The sequence below is a fragment of the Stenotrophomonas sp. YJH_SMC_29 genome, from assembly GCF_059371235.1.
Window position 1 is genome coordinate 89138 of the sequence record NZ_JCAFUK010000015.1, and the last position, 17676, is coordinate 106813.

15 protein-coding genes are annotated in these 17676 nt (G+C 68.1%); 3 read left to right on the forward strand and 12 right to left on the reverse strand.

Going from position 1 to position 17676, the window contains the following annotated elements; genetic code table 11:
• Positions 1–39: 39 nt before the first annotated feature.
• The 5 genes from ung to rhlB all read right to left on the reverse strand — a co-directional run bounded on the left by ung (position 40) and on the right by rhlB (position 5094).
• The gene (gene ung / locus AC5P9I_RS16080; protein ID WP_130768244.1) at positions 40–753 is read right to left on the reverse strand and encodes a uracil-DNA glycosylase; all 714 of its coding nucleotides are present in this window, start codon (positions 751–753) and stop codon (positions 40–42) included.
• Positions 750–1592, reverse strand: coding sequence for a response regulator (locus AC5P9I_RS16085; RefSeq protein ID WP_130768245.1), 843 nt, complete (start codon positions 1590–1592; stop codon positions 750–752). Before AC5P9I_RS16085 ends, ung begins: the two co-directional genes overlap by 4 nt.
• A gap of 7 nt (positions 1593–1599) precedes the next feature.
• A complete protein-coding gene (ftsX, locus tag AC5P9I_RS16090; protein WP_053461558.1) occupies positions 1600–2547 on the reverse strand; it encodes a permease-like cell division protein FtsX in 948 nt (315 codons plus the stop codon).
• Between the two features lie 2 nt (positions 2548–2549).
• On the reverse strand, positions 2550–3236 hold the full coding sequence (gene ftsE, locus AC5P9I_RS16095; RefSeq protein ID WP_049424090.1) for a cell division ATP-binding protein FtsE: 687 nt from the start codon (positions 3234–3236) through the stop codon (positions 2550–2552).
• A 133-nt stretch (positions 3237–3369) separates the two neighbouring features.
• Positions 3370–5094 (reverse strand): ATP-dependent RNA helicase RhlB, encoded by a 1725-nt coding sequence (rhlB, locus tag AC5P9I_RS16100; protein ID WP_130768246.1) that lies wholly within the window; start codon positions 5092–5094, stop codon positions 3370–3372.
• A gap of 510 nt (positions 5095–5604) precedes the next feature.
• On the opposite strand from rhlB, the gene trxA reads away from it, so the two are divergent.
• From trxA to AC5P9I_RS16115, 3 genes are all read left to right on the forward strand, one after another.
• On the forward strand, positions 5605–5934 hold the full coding sequence (trxA, locus tag AC5P9I_RS16105; protein WP_005411275.1) for a thioredoxin: 330 nt from the start codon (positions 5605–5607) through the stop codon (positions 5932–5934).
• 228 nt (positions 5935–6162) lie between these two features.
• Positions 6163–7914, forward strand: a complete 1752-nt coding sequence (gene rho / locus AC5P9I_RS16110) for a transcription termination factor Rho (protein WP_049467605.1) — start codon at positions 6163–6165, stop codon at positions 7912–7914.
• 209 nt (positions 7915–8123) lie between these two features.
• Positions 8124–9698, forward strand: a complete 1575-nt coding sequence (locus AC5P9I_RS16115; RefSeq protein ID WP_049467603.1) for a sensor domain-containing diguanylate cyclase — start codon at positions 8124–8126, stop codon at positions 9696–9698.
• Between the two features lie 40 nt (positions 9699–9738).
• Here the strand turns inward: AC5P9I_RS16115 and AC5P9I_RS16120 are convergent, their stop codons facing one another.
• The 7 genes from AC5P9I_RS16120 to AC5P9I_RS16150 form a co-directional block, all read right to left on the reverse strand.
• Positions 9739–10641, reverse strand: a complete 903-nt coding sequence (locus tag AC5P9I_RS16120; RefSeq protein WP_049467602.1) for an energy transducer TonB — start codon at positions 10639–10641, stop codon at positions 9739–9741.
• Between the two features lie 94 nt (positions 10642–10735).
• On the reverse strand, positions 10736–12466 hold the full coding sequence (gene aceK, locus AC5P9I_RS16125; protein ID WP_130768247.1) for a bifunctional isocitrate dehydrogenase kinase/phosphatase: 1731 nt from the start codon (positions 12464–12466) through the stop codon (positions 10736–10738).
• A gap of 146 nt (positions 12467–12612) precedes the next feature.
• On the reverse strand, positions 12613–12972 hold the full coding sequence (locus tag AC5P9I_RS16130; protein ID WP_005419760.1) for a hypothetical protein: 360 nt from the start codon (positions 12970–12972) through the stop codon (positions 12613–12615).
• A gap of 53 nt (positions 12973–13025) precedes the next feature.
• Positions 13026–13442 carry a roadblock/LC7 domain-containing protein gene (locus AC5P9I_RS16135; protein ID WP_053461562.1) on the reverse strand — a complete coding sequence of 139 codons (417 nt, stop codon included), beginning with the start codon at positions 13440–13442 and terminating at the stop codon, positions 13026–13028.
• Positions 13435–13983 (reverse strand): GTP-binding protein, encoded by a 549-nt coding sequence (locus AC5P9I_RS16140; RefSeq protein ID WP_049467598.1) that lies wholly within the window; start codon positions 13981–13983, stop codon positions 13435–13437. Before AC5P9I_RS16140 ends, AC5P9I_RS16135 begins: the two co-directional genes overlap by 8 nt.
• Positions 13976–14941 carry a hypothetical protein gene (locus AC5P9I_RS16145; RefSeq protein ID WP_130768248.1) on the reverse strand — a complete coding sequence of 322 codons (966 nt, stop codon included), beginning with the start codon at positions 14939–14941 and terminating at the stop codon, positions 13976–13978. Before AC5P9I_RS16145 ends, AC5P9I_RS16140 begins: the two co-directional genes overlap by 8 nt.
• A gap of 309 nt (positions 14942–15250) precedes the next feature.
• A complete protein-coding gene (locus tag AC5P9I_RS16150) occupies positions 15251–17473 on the reverse strand; it encodes an NADP-dependent isocitrate dehydrogenase (protein ID WP_130768249.1) in 2223 nt (740 codons plus the stop codon).
• Between the last annotated feature and the right edge of the window lie 203 nt (positions 17474–17676).

The following is a 17676-nucleotide window of genomic DNA, read 5'->3' on the forward strand; positions in this document are numbered from 1 at the left end:
GACGTTGCCCGGTGTTCAGGCCCGGCGGCCCGCCAACGCTCAGAGTGCCGAGCGCGGCGGCAGCGACCAGTCGATCGGGGCCTGGCCGTGGCGCTGCAGGTACTCGTTGGCCATCGAGAAATGACGACAGCCGAGGAAGCCCCGATGGGCCGATAGCGGCGACGGATGCGGCGACTTCAGCACGCGATGGCGGCGGGTGTCGATCACCTTGCCCTTCTGCTGTGCATAGGCACCCCAGAGCATGAACACCAGTCCTTCGCGCTCGCGGTTGAGCACATCCACCACGTGATCGGTGAAGCCTTCCCAGCCGCGGCCCTGGTGCGCGCCGGCCTTGCCCTCTTCCACCGTCAGCACGGCATTGAGCAGCAGCACGCCGCGCTGCGCCCACGGGATCAGGCAGCCGTGGTCCGGGCGCGGGATACCGAGATCGGTCTCGATCTCCTTGTAGATGTTCAGCAGCGACGGCGGCACCGGCACGCCGGGCAGTACCGAGAAACTCAGGCCATGGGCCTGGCCGCGCCCGTGGTACGGGTCCTGGCCGAGGATCACCACCTTCACCTGCTCGAACGGCGTGGCGTCGAACGCTGCGAAGATCTGCGGCCCGGGCGGGAACACCGCCGCGCCGCTGGCCTTGCGCTGGCGCAGGAAGGCCGACAGCTCGCGCATCTGCGGCTGCAACAGGTACTCGCCGACGTGCTGCTTCCAGCTCGGTTCCAGCTGGATCGTCGGGGTGTCGGTTACTTCATCGATCATCGCAACAAGGGTCCATCATTCAATCGGGCCAGGCGCAGCTGGAACAGCACCTTGGTGACCAGCAGCCGCTCTTCGATCGGCTTCAGCACCAGGTCGTTGGCACCGGACTGCAGCAGCCCGGTCTGGTTGTGGGGGTTGCCGTCGCCGGTCATCACCAGCACGGGCAGGCGGCGCTTGCCGTAGCCGAAGTCCACCCGCACGCGCTGCACCACGTCGCGGCCGCTCAGCTCGCCCTTCAGGGTGACGTCGGTCAGCACCAGGTCGATGCGGTGGCGGCTGCGGCCCAGCGACTCGGCAGTGAGCAGGGTGAATGCCTCCTCGGCGCTGACCACGTGCAGCACGCTCAACTGCTGGCGTTCCAGCATGCGCTTGGTCGCCTCGGCCACCACGCGGCTGTCCTCGATGTAGAGGATGGTCGCGCCGGGAATGGTCTGCGGCTGTACATAGCCCCGGATGAAGGTCGCCAGCGCTTCATGGCCGAGCGCTTTGTCGAAGTAGTCGGTGACGTACTCGGTGAAACGGCGCTGCTCCAGGTGCTGCTGGGCGTCGCCGGAGACCACGATCACCGGCACGTAAGCCTGGCCGGCCGCTTCGCGCACCATCCGCGCCAGCGCCAGGCCGTCGCCATCACGCAGGGTCAGCGAGGTCGTCACCAGGTCCACCGGGCCCTGCGCGAGCGCCTGCTGCGCGTCTTCGATGCTGTCGCAGCCGATCACCTCCACGCCCGGCAGGTCGCGCTGCAGGACGTCGGCGATCAGCTTGCGGACCAGCTTCGAACCATCGACCACCATCACCCGCGTCGCGGGCCCTTCAAGGTGCTTCAACGCTTGCGGTTGCATGCCGGTCTCAGGTGTCGGTCGGGCGGGTCTGGCGGAGGAAGTGGCCGGTGACCAGCCAGGCGCCCAGCCAGCCCAGCAGCAGCGTGCCGAGCAGGACCAGGCCACCGTGCAGCAGGTCCAGGCCGTGCAGCACGAACGGGCTGCCATAGCTGCGCGAGAGTTCGGCCAGCGGCACGCGCAGCGCGGCACCGGCCGCCCCGATCAGGCCCAGCGCCACCGCGCCGGCGCCCAGCCCGTACCACGCGCCCAGGTACAGGAAGGGACGACGGATGAAGCCATCGCTGGCGCCCAGCAGCTGCAGCACGCCGATCTCCTCGCGACGGGCCTGGATGTCCAGGCGCACCGTGTTGCCGACCACCAGCGCGGCACCCACGCCGAGCAGCACCGACAGCACCTGCACCAGCCGCGCGCCGAACGCCAGCCAGGCATCCAGGCGCTGGCGCCACAGCGCGTCGTGCTGCACCAGGTCGGCCTCGGGCAGGCTTTCCAGCGCGCGCGCCAGGCGTGCGTCGTCCTTGCCCTGGCCCGGGGTGATCACCAGCAGCGAGGGCAGCGGATTGTCATTGAGTGCGTCGATCGCCTCACCGAGGCCGGCATCGCGCAGTTCCTGCAGGCCCTGCTCGGGCGTGCGCACGTTCACTTCGGCCACGTCGTCGCGGTCGCGCAGCTGGCCGGCCAGGCGCAGCGCGCCGGGTCCATCGACGTCGCCCTTCAGGAATACATTGATGTCGCGCGACTGCTGCACGCTGCCGGCGAACTGCTTGAGGTTGTCCAGCGCGATCGACAGGCCCAGCGGCAGGGCCAGCGCCAGCGCCATGACCATCACCGTGAGCAGGGTCGCCCACGGCTTGCGGCAGGCGCGGCCCAGGCTGAACACCACGCTGTGCACGTGGTGCTGGAACCAGACGCCCACGCGCGAGGGGGCGGCGGCTTCGCTGTTTTCGTTCTTCGCCATGGTTACTCCGCCAGGTCCTGCGGCGAGATGTCATCCACCAGCCGGCCGTGGTCGAGGATCAGCACGCGCTTGCGCATGCGGCGCAGCAGCGGCAGGTCGTGGCTGACCACCAGCACGCTGGTGCCCCGCGAGGGCAGCTCGGCGAACAGGGCCATGATCTCCGCCGCCAGGGTCGGGTCGAGGTTGCCGGTCGGCTCATCGGCCACCAGCAGCTTGGGCTCGCCGACGATCGCGCGGGCGATGCCGACGCGCTGCTGTTCGCCGGCCGACAGCTGGGACGGCAACGCCTTCTCGCGATGGCCCAGGCCCATCCGTTCGAGTACCGAGCGTACGCGCTTGCTGATGTCACCACGGCGGGTGCCGCGCAGGATCAGCGGCAGCGCGACGTTCTCGGCGATCGAGCGGTCCATCAGCAGCCGGTGGTCCTGGTAGACCGCCCCGACCGCGCGTCGGTGACGGGGCACGTCGCCACCGCGGACCTTCAGCAGGTTGCGCTCGTCGAACACCACCGCGCCGCGGCTCGGCCGCTCGTCGAGATGGATCAACTTGAGCAGGGTGCTCTTGCCCGCACCGGAATGGCCGGTGACGAACAGCATCTCGCCTGGCGCAACCTCGAAGCTGACATCGGTCAGCGCCTCGTGGCCACCGGCGTACTGTTTGCTGACATTGTCGAAGCGCAGGACACTCATGCCCCGATTATGCAGGACCGGCGCGACGTCGTGGAGACGGTCGCGCGATCGGTAGTGCCGGCCGCTGGCCGGCACTACCGTTCAAAGCCACCCGACCAGCGGTCGGGTGCTACCCGCTGATCGGCAGCGCCGATCAGCTGCCCGACAGCATCCGGCGGATCTTGCGGCCGATGCGGGTCAGGAACGAGTCACCGGTGTCGGCGGCCGTGCGCACCGGCTTGGCCACCACCTGCACCGGGGTCACCGGGCCGGCGCCGTTGCCGGCGTTGGCCTGTACACCCTCGGCACCCTCGACCGGACGGCCGTGGCGACGGCGACGGCGCTTGCGCGGCTTGTGTTCGCCATCCACGGCGCCTTCCGGTGCGCCTTCGGCGCGCGGCGGGCGCGGCGGACGCGGGGCCGGGGCGGCGGCGCCTTCAGCACCGGCGACCGGGGCGGCAGCGCCCTGCTCGCCTTCCACACGCGGTTTGCGCGGGCCGCGCGAACGGCGTTCGCCGCTGCGCTCACCGTCGCGACCACCGCGACCCCCGCCACTGCCGGAACGACCGCCGTTGCGGCCACCGCCACGACGCTCTTCCTCGGCGGCGCGGGCTTCGCGCGCTTCGCGGAAGATCTGGCCGACGCTTTCGTTGTCGTCGCCTTCCTCGCCCGCCGCCGGGGCCGGACGTTCCGGGCGCGGCAGCGGCGTCATCAGTTCCTTGGTGACCGGTTCGGACGGAATCTTCTGCTCGATGTAGGCCTCGATGTCCGGCAGGCCCATGGCGTAGCGTTCGCAGGCGAAGCTGATCGCATCACCCTCTTCGCCCAGGCGCGCGGTGCGGCCGATGCGGTGCACGTAGTCTTCGGCGTCGAACGGCAGGTCGTAGTTGTAGACGTACTTGATGCCGTCGATGTGCAGGCCGCGCGCAGCCACGTCGGTAGCCACCAGGATTTCCAGCTGGCCCTTCTGGAAGCGGTTGAGCAGGCTCTCACGCTTCTTCTGCGGCACGTCGCCGGACAGCACGCCGACACGGTAGCCGGCCTTTTCCAGCGAACGGGCGACGCGCTCGACGAACACCTTGGTATTGACGAACACCATGGTGCGCGCGCCTTCACTGCGCGACAGCAGGCCCAGCAGCAGCGGGATCTTCTCGTCGTCGGCCGGGAAGTAGATGCGCTGGCGGACGCGGGCAGCGGTGATGGTCTCGGCTTCGACCACCAGCTTCTGCGGCTCGTTCATGTGCTCGTAGGCCAGCTCCAGCACCCGATGGCTGAGGGTGGCGCTGAACAGCAGGGTCTGGCGGATGGTGCGTTCCGGCATGCGGCGCAGCAGGAAGCGGATGTCCTTGATGAAGCCCAGATCGAACATGCGGTCGGCTTCGTCCAGCACGCAGATCTCGCAGGCGTGCAGCGACACCACCTTGTGCTGCTTGACGTAGTCGATCAGGCGGCCCGGGGTGGCGATGATCACGTCCACGCCCTGCTGCAGCAGCTCGCGCTGCTTGTCGTAATCCACGCCGCCGTAGACCAGCGCGAAACGCAGGCCCAGGTCGGAACCGAACTTCACCGCATCCTTGTGGATCTGGATGGCCAGTTCGCGGGTCGGGGCGAGGATCAGTGCGCGCGGGTCTTCCGGCTTGCGATCGGCCAGCGCCGGGCGGGTCAGCAGGCGGTTCACGACAGCGACCAGGAAGGCCAGGGTCTTGCCGGTGCCGGTCTGCGCCTGGCCGGCGACATCACCACCGGGCAGCGCGACCGGCAATGTCAGCGCCTGGATCGGGGTGCAGCGGGTGAATCCGGCTCCTTCAAGGCCGGCCTGCAGGGCCGGATGCAGCTCGAAGGAGGAGAAGGTCAAATCGGTCAGCGGTTTGTCGCTCATGAGTCCGTCTTGGTATGGCCGCCGGCCCGTGGGGCGGCTGGCACTTCATCGTCTAGGGGCACCGTCGCAAACTGCGGCCCCTGCGGCGGGTTGGCAGGCTGGGACCACCGGTCCGCGCGCCGCACAATGCCCCAGTTTAACGCACTCGGGCGGGCAAACCGGAATGGACGGTCTCACGACACCAGGAGACGCACTGCCTTCACCCAGCCACACCGGACTTGAACGGCCCGGCCCGGGCCGCTGGTGTCGTTCACTGCCAGCCCCATCTACAGGAGGACAGTGAAATCCGACACATACCGGGCATCGAAGCGATCACGATACGCTGGGTTCCAGCTGGCGCCTGTCCCTGCCCTGCGATAGGGGTACACTGCCGGCCGTGAGCGTCCAGGCATCCCGCCGAACGCACCGCGGCGGTCCGCCGCGAGGCAACGACGAGGGTCGCGCCACCGGGCATGGCCCAGTTCACCCACCTCCGGCATCGCCGGGTGCAATCCAAGACGAGAAACCAAGATGAGCGACAAGGTTGTACACGTCGGCGATGCCGACTTTGATAGCGCAGTGCTGAATTCCAAGGAACCGGTGCTGGTCGATTTCTGGGCCGAATGGTGTGGCCCGTGCAAGATGATCGCCCCGGCGCTGGACGAACTGGCCGATGCCTACCAGGGCCGCGCCAAGATCGCCAAGGTCAATGTCGACCACAACCGCGCGCTGGCCGCCAAGTACCACGTGCGTTCGATTCCGTACCTGGTCGTGTTCAAGGACGGCGAGAAGGTCGGCGAGCAGATCGGTGCGGTGGGCAAGGCCCAGCTGGCCGGCCTGCTGGACAAGGCCCTGGCCTGATCCTGCCGGTTCCCGGCAGCCGCCGAGCGCGGCTGCCGGCGGGCGCCCCGCGCCCATGATGAATGCTGTTCCCGGCGACCCTTGCATGGCGCCGCGGGCCGATGATAGTGTCGGCATATCCGGCCGCGTTCGCGTGCCGCACCCTCTGGACGCAGTTCCTTCCAGACCCATTCCCAACGTTCGCCGCCCCAGCCGGGCGCTCGCACCTTCAAGCGAGGAATAACGCTCTTGTCCGATAACACTTCTGAAACCGGCAGCGCCGATGCGCCCGCCGAAAAGCGCGTGCGCAAGCCCCGCGTGAGCAAGGCCGCCGCCCCGGCAGCCGCCGAAACCAGCGCCGCTCCGGCGCAGCCGACCCTGCCGCTGGCCGCCGCGCCCGAAGCGCCGGCGCCGGCTGCAGCCCCCGCGCCGAGCGCGCCCGCCGCCGAGGCCCCTGCCAGCAGTGGCGGTAGCGAAGGCAGCGAGGGTCGCGAATCCGGCCAGCCGCGCCAGCAGAACCACCAGGGGGGCGGCCAGAACCAGGGCCAGAACCCGTACAACCAGAACGGCCAGCAGGGTCAGCAGGGCCAGGGGCAGGGCAACCGCCGCGACCGCTTCCGCAACCGCCGCGACCGTGACCGCAACAACCGCTTCCGCGACGATGGCCTGCCCAACGATGGCGGCGAGCAGCAGCCGTTCGTGCCGCGCCCGCATGCCAACGTGCCCGAGGGCTTCCCGGTCTACTCGCTGAGCGACCTCAAGCGCATGCCGGCGCAGAAGCTGCTGGAAATCGCCGAGCAGCTGCAGATCTCCGAAGGCGTGGCCCGCGCCCGCAAGCAGGACGTGATCTTCGCGCTGCTGAAGGTGCTGACCCGCCACGGCGACGGCGTCGCCGCCGACGGCGTGCTGGAAATCCTGCCGGACGGCTTCGGCTTCCTGCGCGCGGCCGAGGCCAGCTACCTGGCCGGCCCGGACGACACCTATATCTCGCCCAGCCAGATCCGCCGCTTCAACCTGCGCACCGGCGACCACATCTCCGGCCGCATCCGCTTCCCGAAGGACGGCGAGCGCTACTTCGCGCTGAACATCGTCGACACCATCAACGGCGAGCCGATCGAAGCGTCGAAGAACAAGGTGCTGTTCGAGAACCTGACCGCGCTGTTCCCGCGCCGCCGCTTCACCCTGGAGCGTGGCAACGGTTCGTCGGAAGACATCACCGGCCGCATCCTCGACCTGATGGCACCGCAGGGCAAGGGCCAGCGCTCGCTGATCGTGTCGCAGCCGAAGGCCGGCAAGACCATGATGATGCAGCAGGTCGCCACCGCCATCACCACCAACCATCCGGACGTGCACCTGATCGTGCTGCTGATCGACGAGCGCCCGGAAGAAGTGACCGAAATGCAGCGCACCGTGCGCGGCGAGGTCATCAGCTCGACCTTCGACGAGCCGGCCGCGCGCCACGTGCAGGTGGCTGAAATGGTCATCGAGCGCGCCAAGCGCCTGGTCGAGCACAAGAAGGACGTGGTGATCCTGCTCGACTCGATCACCCGCCTGGCCCGCGCCTACAACAACGTGGTGCCGAGCTCGGGCAAGGTGCTGACCGGTGGCGTGGACGCCAACGCCCTGCATCGCCCGAAGCGCTTCTTCGGTGCCGCGCGCAACGTGGAAGAAGGCGGCAGCCTGACCATCATCGCCACCGCGCTGGTCGATACCGGCTCGAAGATGGACGAGGTGATCTACGAAGAGTTCAAGGGCACCGGCAACAGCGAAGTGCACCTGAGCCGCCGCATCGCTGAAAAGCGCGTGTTCCCGGCCATCGACATCAACCGTTCCGGCACCCGCCGCGAAGACCTGCTGATCGAACCGGAACTGCTGCAGAAGATCTGGATCCTGCGCAAGCTGCTGCATCCGATGGATGAAATGGCCGCGATGGAGTTCCTGCTCGACAAGATGAAGAACACCAAGTCCAACGACGAGTTCTTCGGTTCGATGAAGCGCTGAGTCCCGGCACTGCGTCGGAAGAAACCTGCCGCTCGCTGCGGCAGGTTTTTTTTTGCCTGCAGGGCGACCCACTTCACTTTGCCGGCGCCGACTTTTGGCGATAATTCGACCACTACCCTGCCCGGCCCCGCGGGCATGGCCACCGATTCCCGCTGTCGCCCCTTCCGGAGAACCGGTCGGGTCCAGCCTCCTGCCGGATCCGCCGACGCATGCGCACGCTGTCCCCCCGCCTCAACCTGGGCAAGCTGATCCTCGCCCTGGCCCTGCTCAGCGCCATCATCGCGCTGGCCAACACCCTGCTGGCCAGCTACCGGGTGCAGCGCGACCAGCTGGTCGGCAATACCCTGGAAGCCAACCGTGTCTATGCCACCAAGCTGGCCGAGACCACCCAGAACTTCCTGTTGGCCGCGCAGCAGGAGCTGGCCTACGCCGCCACCCGGCTGGGCCAGGGCGATCTGGACCCGGCACAGGCGCAGGATGAAGCCAGCCGACTGCAGCTGCAGACCAACAGCTTCAATTCCTCGCTGGTCGTGGATGCGGATGGGCTGGTGATCGCCACCTCGCCGCAGACCCTGCAGCTGCAGGGCGAGGTGCTGCACAGTGTCGGCAACAACGCCGCGCTGGCGGCGCGCCAGCCGATGATCAGCGACCCGTACCAGTCGACCACCGGCAAGCTGCTGGTGTCACTGTCGCACCCGATCTTCGACCGCCAGGGTCGCTACCGCGGCTACGTCAGCGGCACCCTGTACCTGCGCCAGCGCAGCGCGCTGCATACGCTGCTGGGCAAGCACTATTACCGCGATGGCTCCTACCTGTACGTGGTCGATCGCCATGGCCGCCTGCTGTACCACGCCGACGGCAAGCGGGTCGGCGACTACGTGGTCGGCAACCCGGCGGTGAAGGCGGTGGTGCGCGGTGAACGCGGCGCCCAGCAGGTGCGCAACAACCTGGGCGTGTCGATGCTGGCCGGCTATGCGCCGGTGCCGGCCACCGGCTGGGGCATCATCGCCCAGCGCCCGACCGAGGCCACGCTGCAGCCGTTGTCGCGGTTGATGACCGCGGTGATCTGGAACGCGATTCCGCTCGGCCTGCTGTCGCTGCTGGTGACCTGGTGGTTCGCGCGCCGCATTTCGATGCCGCTGTGGCAGCTGGCGCGCAACGTGCAGGGCGGCGAGGACACCGGCAATGCGATCAACCATGTCAGCGGCATCCGCGCGTGGTACTTCGAGGTCGCCCAGCTCAAGCAGGCGGTGCTGCACAGTTTCAATGCGCTGCAGGACCGCATCGGCACGCTCAACCGCGCCAGCCGCACCGATCCGCTGACCGGCCTGCTCAATCGCCGCGGCCTGCAGCAGGCACTGGAGGCGTTGCAGGTGCAGGGCATTCCGTTCGCGATCCTGGCGCTGGACATCGATCGCTTCAAATCGATCAACGACAGCCATGGCCACGACGTCGGCGACGCGGCCATCGTCCATATTGCCGACCAGATGCGCCGCTACTCGCGCGACAGCGACTTCCTCTGCCGCGCCGGTGGCGAGGAATTCCTGCTGCTGTTGCCGGGCATCAGTACCGACTCGGCGCGCCAGGCCGGCGAGCGCCTGCGCCAGCACATCGCCGATCATCCGTTCGAACCGGTCGGGACCATCACCGTGTCACTGGGCGTGGCCCACTTCCCCAGCTTCCATGTCGATGCCGAACAAGCGCTGCGGCTGGCTGACAAGGCGCTTTACATGGCCAAGGAACAGGGCCGCAACCGGGTAGTGGTCTACCCGTACGCAGACTGAGAAGCGGCCGGCCTGGCCGACCGCTTCACGCACGCCGGGCTCAGCGCTGGGCCAGCGGCGTCAGCAGGCGCAGGCCGCGCTGGGTGCCATCGACCATGTACACGCCGCCGGCCGGCAACAGATCACTGCCCGCCTGCTCGGCGGCATCCGGCTTGCGCCACGGTGCGTCCTGGCGCGGGCCGGGAATGAAGACACGCCAGCGGCCGTAGCGTTCCGGCTGGGCGTTGCCGTTGCTGCCGGTGTTGCCGTTCAGGGCGAAGTTCACCGGCACGCGCACGGTCCAGAAGTCCCGCGTACTGTCCTCGCCGGTGGTCGGCGGGACGAAGGTCCACTTGCGCGCGCTGCTGATGCTGGCCTTGGCGAGCTGGTCGCGCATCTTGGCCATGATCCGCTCCGGCGCGACCATGGTCATGTTCACCTGTTCGGCAATGACGTCGGCCACGGTCCCGTCGCGGGCCACCTTGACCAGCAGCAGCACGTCACCCTGACCGCCAATGCGGTAGACATCCTCGGGGTAGCGCGGTGGCGGCAGGCTCTTCCGGGTCACCGAATCGGTAGCCTTCGGATCATATTCACTGAAGTCGACACTGGTCATGCTGATCTGGTAATTGCCGTCCTCCTGCTCCTTGCCCCGCAGGCGCACCCGCAACGGGGCGTGGGCGGCCACCGGCTTGCCGTCCTGCAGCGTCGGCTCGAACTGCCAGCCGCGGATGGCACCTTCCACGAACGACACGATGCCTGGTGCGAGCATGGCCCGCTGGTCCAGGACCAGCGTGCGGACCGAACCATCGGCCGCCACCTCGATGCTGCCCGACAGCACCATGCTCATCTCGGCAGTGGCGCGCACCGCGCGCGCGTTCTGTGCCGCGGCGTCGGCGGGCAGCAGGGGAGCACCGGCGGCGAACGCCAGGGCCAGGGCAAGGAACAAGGGGGAGCGCATCATTGCCGGATCCATGGTGATGAAGTGAACCCTGAGCGTACCGCAGTCCGAGCGGGACCGGCAGGCGGTCCACCGCGGGCGGTCCACGCCACGCCGTTCAGGCCAGGCGATGGGCCGCCGCGTAGGGCGGCGTATCCGGGTAGTCACCGTCGGCGAAGCGCGCCTGCAGGCCCTGCCACCAAGCGGGGTCGAACAGGTGCCGGTAGTGCTCCCGCACGGCCGCCAGCTCGCTGGCAGGCAGGCCCATGAACGGGCCGAAGCGCTCCGGGAACACATCGCGTGGACCGACATGAAACCAGGGCTCGTCGGCCATGGCATCCTCCGGCGTACGTGGCTGCGGCCAGGCGCGGAACACGCAGTCGCTGACCAGGCACAACTCGTCATAGTCGTAGAACACGGCCCGGCCATGCCGGGATACGCCGAAGTTCTTCGGCAGCATGTCGCCGGGGAAGATGTTGTTGCGCGCCATGTCGGTGATCGCCTGCGCATAGTCCAGTACCGCCGCGCGCACGGCCTCGCCGCCCTGCTCGCGCAGGTACAGGTTCAATGGCCGGAAGCGGCGCTGTACGTAGCACAGGGCCACTTCCACCTCGTCGCCATCCACGCGCACGCTCTGCGCGCACTGCTGCAGCAGCTCTTCCAGCAAGGCCGGTGCGAAACGGTCACGCGGGAAGCGCAGGTGGCGATACGGCTGCGCATCGAGCAGGCGGCCGACGCGGTCGAGGTTGAACACCAGCGCGTACTTCTCTTCCACCTGCTGCCGCGACATCGCCTTGGGCCAGGCGAAGCGGTCGCGGATCAGCTTGAACACCAGCGGATAGCTGGGCAGGGTGAACACCGCCATGACCATGCCCGGCGTGCCCTCGGCATGCACCAGCCGCTCCTGCAGGTGCTCGTTGAAGTGGCGGAAGAAGGTGCGGTAACGCTCGGTCTTGCCCTGCTTGGCACGGCCCAGCACCGTGTAGAGTTCATCGATCGGCTTGCCCGGCAGCAGGCTGCGCAGGAATACCACCGCATCGCCCACCGTTGCGAGGTTGGCCTGGAAGTAGCTGCGCGAGACGCCGAACAGGTGGGCGACGTCGCGACGCCGGGTCAGCACTGCATCGGCACGCAGGCCACGCTCATCGTTGACCAGTGCGATCACGCACGGCGAGAAGCGGTGTTCGCCGAACACCCGGCCGACCAGGTAGGCGCGGCGCTCCCGGTAGAACACGGTGTCGAGCAGCTCGATGCTACGCACCGGCGTATCGCCCCAGTGCGCCAGATCGTCCTGCAGGCGCACGGCGATGGCCGCCGCGCAGCGCAACTGGTGCGCATACGGAATGTCGAAACGGTAGTCGGCCAGCACGCGCTGCAGGGCCTCCACCGGCCGCGTCGGCGAGACGGCATAGGTATGCCGGGCGACCGGATGGGTGATCGCGTCGGATGGCTCGACATCGAAGGCGATGAACTCCAGTGCCGGATCCACGCCACGGATGGAAAACAGGCGCCGCGACAACGTGTTGTAGAAGGTCTTGTACAGTTCGGCGTCGATCAGTCCCCGCAGCAGTGCGCTGTACTGCGCATGCACCTGCAGCCACAGCGCGCGCTCGCCGATCACATCGCCGGCGAGGCGGCGCAGTGCATCCATCTGCTCGGCGATGCACAGGTCATACAACGCGATGCGCTCGACCGCATCCTGGCGCGCGCCCGGCCAGTCGCGCTGCTCGAAGCGCTGCCGTGCACGGGCGGTGATCGCCGCGAAGCGGGCATGGTACTGCTCGAAACCATCGCGGATGGCGCCGGCGATGCGCGGCGCCAGCTCGGCAGCGATGTCAGGCTCGGACATGCAGGGCTCACCCGGAAGGACCGGCTTCACCATACGCGGGCGTGTGCAATGGCGTCGAGTGCGAAGGTAGTGCCGGCCGCTGGCCGGCAGCACCTGGGCCGTCGATGGATCGATGCAGACGCCGGCCAGCGGCCGGTACTACCGGCTCAGATCGCCAGTTCGGCCTCCACGTCCTGCACCTTGCGCCGGGCCAATGCCAGGTTGGACTTGGTACGGTCCAGCACGATGTAGAAGAACAGGCCCTTCTTCTTCGCCACCGGGCGCATGATGTGGTACGCCTTGCCCAGCGAGATCAGGATGTCTTCGATGCTGTCGTTGAGGTTCAGCGACGCGGCGGTCTTCATCTTGGCGCGGATCACTTCGGTGTTGCCGGCGGCAGCCACTTCCATGTCCATGCCGGCACCGGCCTCGCCCAGCAGCATGCCGCTTTCGTAGTCGACCAGCGCCACGGCCTGCGCGCCGTCGATACCCATCAGTGCGTTCAACGATTCATTCAATCCAGCCACGTCGCACCCCTTGTCGAAGTTGGTTCGAGCCCCTCGTTCCCCTGCGGCCGGGCTCACGATCCGCCGAGTTCGGCCAGGATCGCCTGGCCACATTCCCTGCTCTGCCACAGCACCTGGCCGATCACGCTGCGCTGGTCGCAGGCCGCCATCAGCAGCAACGGCGCGCGCCCATCAGCCTGGATCGCCAGCATCAGCACCTTGCCGCCCACGGCTTCCAGCATCAGCGTCTGCAGATCACCCAGCACCAGTTCGCGCCCGACCGCCGCGGCCAGCGCCAGCATCGCGCTGGTCATCGCGGCCAGCCGTTCACCGCGCCCGTCGGCTCCGGCGCTGACCAGGGCGAAGCCATCAACGCTGGCCAGGACCACGGTACGTACCCCTTCGACCCGCTGCTGCAGGTCCTGCAGCAGGGGTTGCAGGCGCTCACGCTGGCCGGCGTCGGGCAATGCCGCCATCTGCCCGTCAGCCATGCGCAGCCACCAGTGCGTGCGCTTCCATTTCGCTCATCAGTACGTCCATCAGCAGCAGTCCCTGTTCCCGGTCACGGGCATCGATGGCCAGCAGCGGCAGCGGCTGGTCGTCCAGGCAGGCTCGGCTGGCCCAGTCATCCAGTGCCGCCTGCGGCGCCTGGTCAAGGTGGGTGACCGCCACCACCAGTGCCAGGGACGATGCAAACGGCTGCAGCACCTGCAGGTAGTCCTCCAGCTCGCTGGCCAGGCCTGCGCGGCGCGCGTCCAGCAGCAGCACCGCGCCGCGCGCACCCTGCAGCAGGATCGGCCACAGGAAGTCGAAGCGCTGCTGGCCGGGCGTTCCGTACAGCCGCAGGCGCTCGCCGTTGGGAAGGTCGATGTCTGCGTAGTCCAGCGCGACGGTGGTGGAGGCCTTGTCGGCACCGAGGCGGTCACTGTTGGCCACGTCGGTATCGATCACTGCGCCCGCAGCGATGCTGCGCACCAGGGTCGACTTGCCGCTGCCCATGCCGCCCAGCACGACCACCTTGTGCTCACGCATTGCGCTCGCTCCCGCGCAGGTGCCGCCACAGGCGGGCAAGCAATCCACTGTCGGCGCGGCTGCCGTCGGTGGCCATCCTCGGCGTCGCCGGGCCAGCCTGCAGCTGCGCGTAGCCGCACAGATAGGCGGCATGGATGAAGTCGCGCACCGCCGCCGCCGGCAGTTCCAGCAGCATCGCGCACTCTTCAACCGTGCACGCACGCTTGAGCAGCAGCGAGCACAGGCGGAAACCATCGTGGTCGTGTCCCAGCACGCGGAAATCCGGCCAGCGCAGCAGCTTCACCGAGGCACCTCGCAGGCGTTCATCCAGTGCCTGCCAATGGCGGCTGCGCTGCGCCCATTGCCACAACAGCGGCCGCAGCGGCTGGCGGGGCCGGTCACTGGCCAGCGCCTGCAGGCGCGCAGGGGTCAGCGCATCCAGCTGCAGGCGCTCGAACGCATCGGCCAGGCGCTCCACCAGCGCACTCGCCGGTTCCTGCAACAGCACCGCCTGGTCGTGCTCCAGATCCATCAGCAGCAAAGGCTCGCCTGCATCGCTCAACAGTGCCTGCCCTTGCCTCAAAGGCAGCCGCTCGCGCAGCAGGCGGGTGATGGCGTGCGCACCATCGGCCAGACGGATCGGTGCAGGTGCGTGCATGGCCAGGGGCTCGGGTGCCAACTGCATGCGGCGCAGCGCGCGGCCGATGGCACCATCGTCGAGTACGTCCTGGTGTCCGTCGCCGTCACGCAGCTGGCCGCCGATGTCCTCGATCCAGCACTGCAGGCGCGGCCGCTGCTGGCGCATGCGCAGCGCCGCGTTGCGCAGCGCCGGGGTATCGCGGATGACCAGGAGGTCGCAGTCGTCCAGGTCCTGGCTGCGGCGGATCTGGCCATCCGGCAGTGCCGAGGCCACGCGCAGCCGTTGCAGCAGCGCCTGCTCGCCCTGGATGTCGGTTCCCACTACCAGCACGCGTGCCATCCGTGTTCCCCGAGTGACCACCTCCCCGGTGGTCTCGCGTCGCCAAGGCTAGGCCATTGCCAACGAAGGCCGTCGTGATCGACTGCTCAGATTGAGCGGGGTTGCAGCGGCGTGCTGATCGGTTCTGCGACGGCCATCGCGGGCAAGTTTCATGCCCCTTTGACGGCCTTCCGACGACCGACGGATGTCACGGTTTTATCGCTCGGGGTCAGATCCCTTTGCAGGGCAAAGGGATCTGACCCCCAAAGCCCAAAAAAGAAACCCGCGCCGAAGCGCGGGGTTCCAGTGTCACCACCGAACGGCGATGGATCAGCCGCGCAACTGCTCCAGCGCGGCATTGAAGGTCGCGCTCGGGCGCATCGCCTTGCTGGCCTTGGCCACGTCCGGACGGTAGTAGCCGCCGATGTCCACGGCCTTGCCCTGCACCGCGATCAGCTCTTCGACGATCTTCTGCTCGTTGTCGGTCAGCGCCTTGGCCAGCGGGACGAAGCGCGCCTTCAGGGCGGCGTCTTCGTCCTGCGCGGCCAGGGCCTGGGCCCAATACAGCGCGATGTAGAAGTGGCTGCCACGGTTGTCGATGCCGCCGAGCTTGCGCGACGGCGACTTGTCGTTGTCCAGGAACTGGCCGTTGGCTTCGTCCAGCGCCTTGGCCAGCACACGAGCAGCGGCGTTGTCGTAGCGGTTGCCCAGGTGTTCCAGCGACGCGGCCAGGGCCAGGAATTCACCCAGCGAATCCCAGCGCAGGTAGTCTTCCTCGACGAACTGCTGCACGTGCTTCGGGGCCGAACCACCGGCGCCGGTCTCGAACAGGCCGCCACCGGCCATCAGCGGCACGATCGACAGCATCTTGGCGCTGGTGCCCAGCTCCATGATCGGGAACAGGTCGGTCAGGTAGTCACGCAGCACGTTGCCGGTCACCGAGATGGTGTCCTCGCCCTTGCGGATGCGGTCCAGCGAGAACGCGGTGGCTTCCACCGGCGGCAGGATGCGGATGTCCAGACCGGCAGTGTCGTGGTCCTTCAGGTACTGCTCGACCTTGGCGATGACCTGCGCGTCGTGGGCACGGGCGGCATCCAGCCAGAACACGGCCGGGGTGCTGCTCAGGCGGGCGCGCTCGACGGCCAGCTTCACCCAGTCCTGGATCGGCGCGTCCTTGGTCTGGCACATGCGCCAGATGTCACCGGCTTCGACGGCATGCTCGAACACCACGGTGCCAGCATCGTCGGTGACCTTGACCACGCCGTCGGCGGTGATCTGGAAGGTCTTATCGTGCGAGCCGTACTCTTCGGCCTTCTGCGCCATCAGGCCGACGTTCGGCACCGAACCCATGGTGGCCGGATCGAAGGCACCGTGCGCCTTGCAGTCGTCGATGACGGCCTGGTACACGCCGGCGTAGCAGCGGTCCGGAATGACGGCCTTGGTGTCCTGCAGCTTGCCTTCGGCATTCCACATCTTGCCGGAGTCGCGGATCATCGCCGGCATCGAGGCGTCGACGATGACGTCGCTCGGCACGTGCAGGTTGGTGATGCCCTTGTCCGAGTTGACCATGGCCAGCGCCGGGCGCTGCGCGTACTCGGCCTTCAGGTCGGCTTCGATGGCGGCGCGGGTAGCCTCCGGCAGCGAAGGCAGGCGTGCGACCAGGTCACCGATGCCGTTGTTGGCATCGAAGCCGGCCTGCTTGATGGCGTCGGCGTGCTTGGCCAGCACATCCTTGTAGAACTCTTCGACGACCACGCCGAACATGATCGGGTCGGAGACCTTCATCATGGTCGCCTTCAGGTGCAGCGAGAACAGCACGCCCTGGGCCTTGGCATCGGCAATCTGCTCGCCGATGAACGTGGCCAGTGCCTTGCGGCTCATCACGGCGGCGTCGACGATCTCGCCGGCCTTGACCGCCGTCTTTTCCTTCAGCACGACGGTGCTGCCGTCGTTGCCGTGGAAGGTGATCTTCAGCGAACCGGCGTTGGCCAGGGTGGCCGACTTCTCGCTGCCGTAGAAATCACCGGCGGCCATGTGCGCGACGTGCGACTTCGAATCGGCCGACCAGGCGCCCATGCGGTGCGGGTGCTTGCGCGCGTAGTTCTTCACCGACAGCGGTGCGCGGCGGTCGGAGTTGCCTTCGCGCAGCACCGGGTTCACCGCGCTGCCCTTGACCTTGTCGTAGCGCGCCTTGTAGTCGCGCTGCTGGTCGTCGGCCGGGGTTTCCGGGTAGTCCGGCAGCGGATAGCCCTGGTCCTGCAGTTCCTTGATGCCCGCCTTCAGCTGCGGCACCGAGGCGGAGATGTTCGGCAGCTTGATGATGTTGGCGTCCGGGGTGGTCGCCAGCTGGCCCAGCTCGGCCAGGTCGTCACTGACCTTCTGCGCGTCGGCCAGCAGTTCCGGGAACTGCGACAGGATGCGGCCGGAGAGCGAGATGTCACGGGTTTCCACCACGATGCCGGCAGTGGCGGTATAGGCGTCAACGATCGGCAGCAGCGACTGGGTGGCCAGGAACGGGGCTTCGTCGGTCAGCGTGTAGAGAATCTTGGACATGGGGGACTTGGACTCTGTAGCAGTGCTCAGGGGAAGGCCGGCGCCAGCGCCGGGCCACGTGCAACCGTGTCGCGCGCGGGGCCGGGCCCCACGCTTTCCCCCGTCGCCGTCAGGGTGGGCGCGCGGCGGGGAAACCCCTGCATTGTCGCGTTTTCAGCCGCGCGGGGCAAAGCCGCGCCATACGCGGCGGTACTGCAACGCAG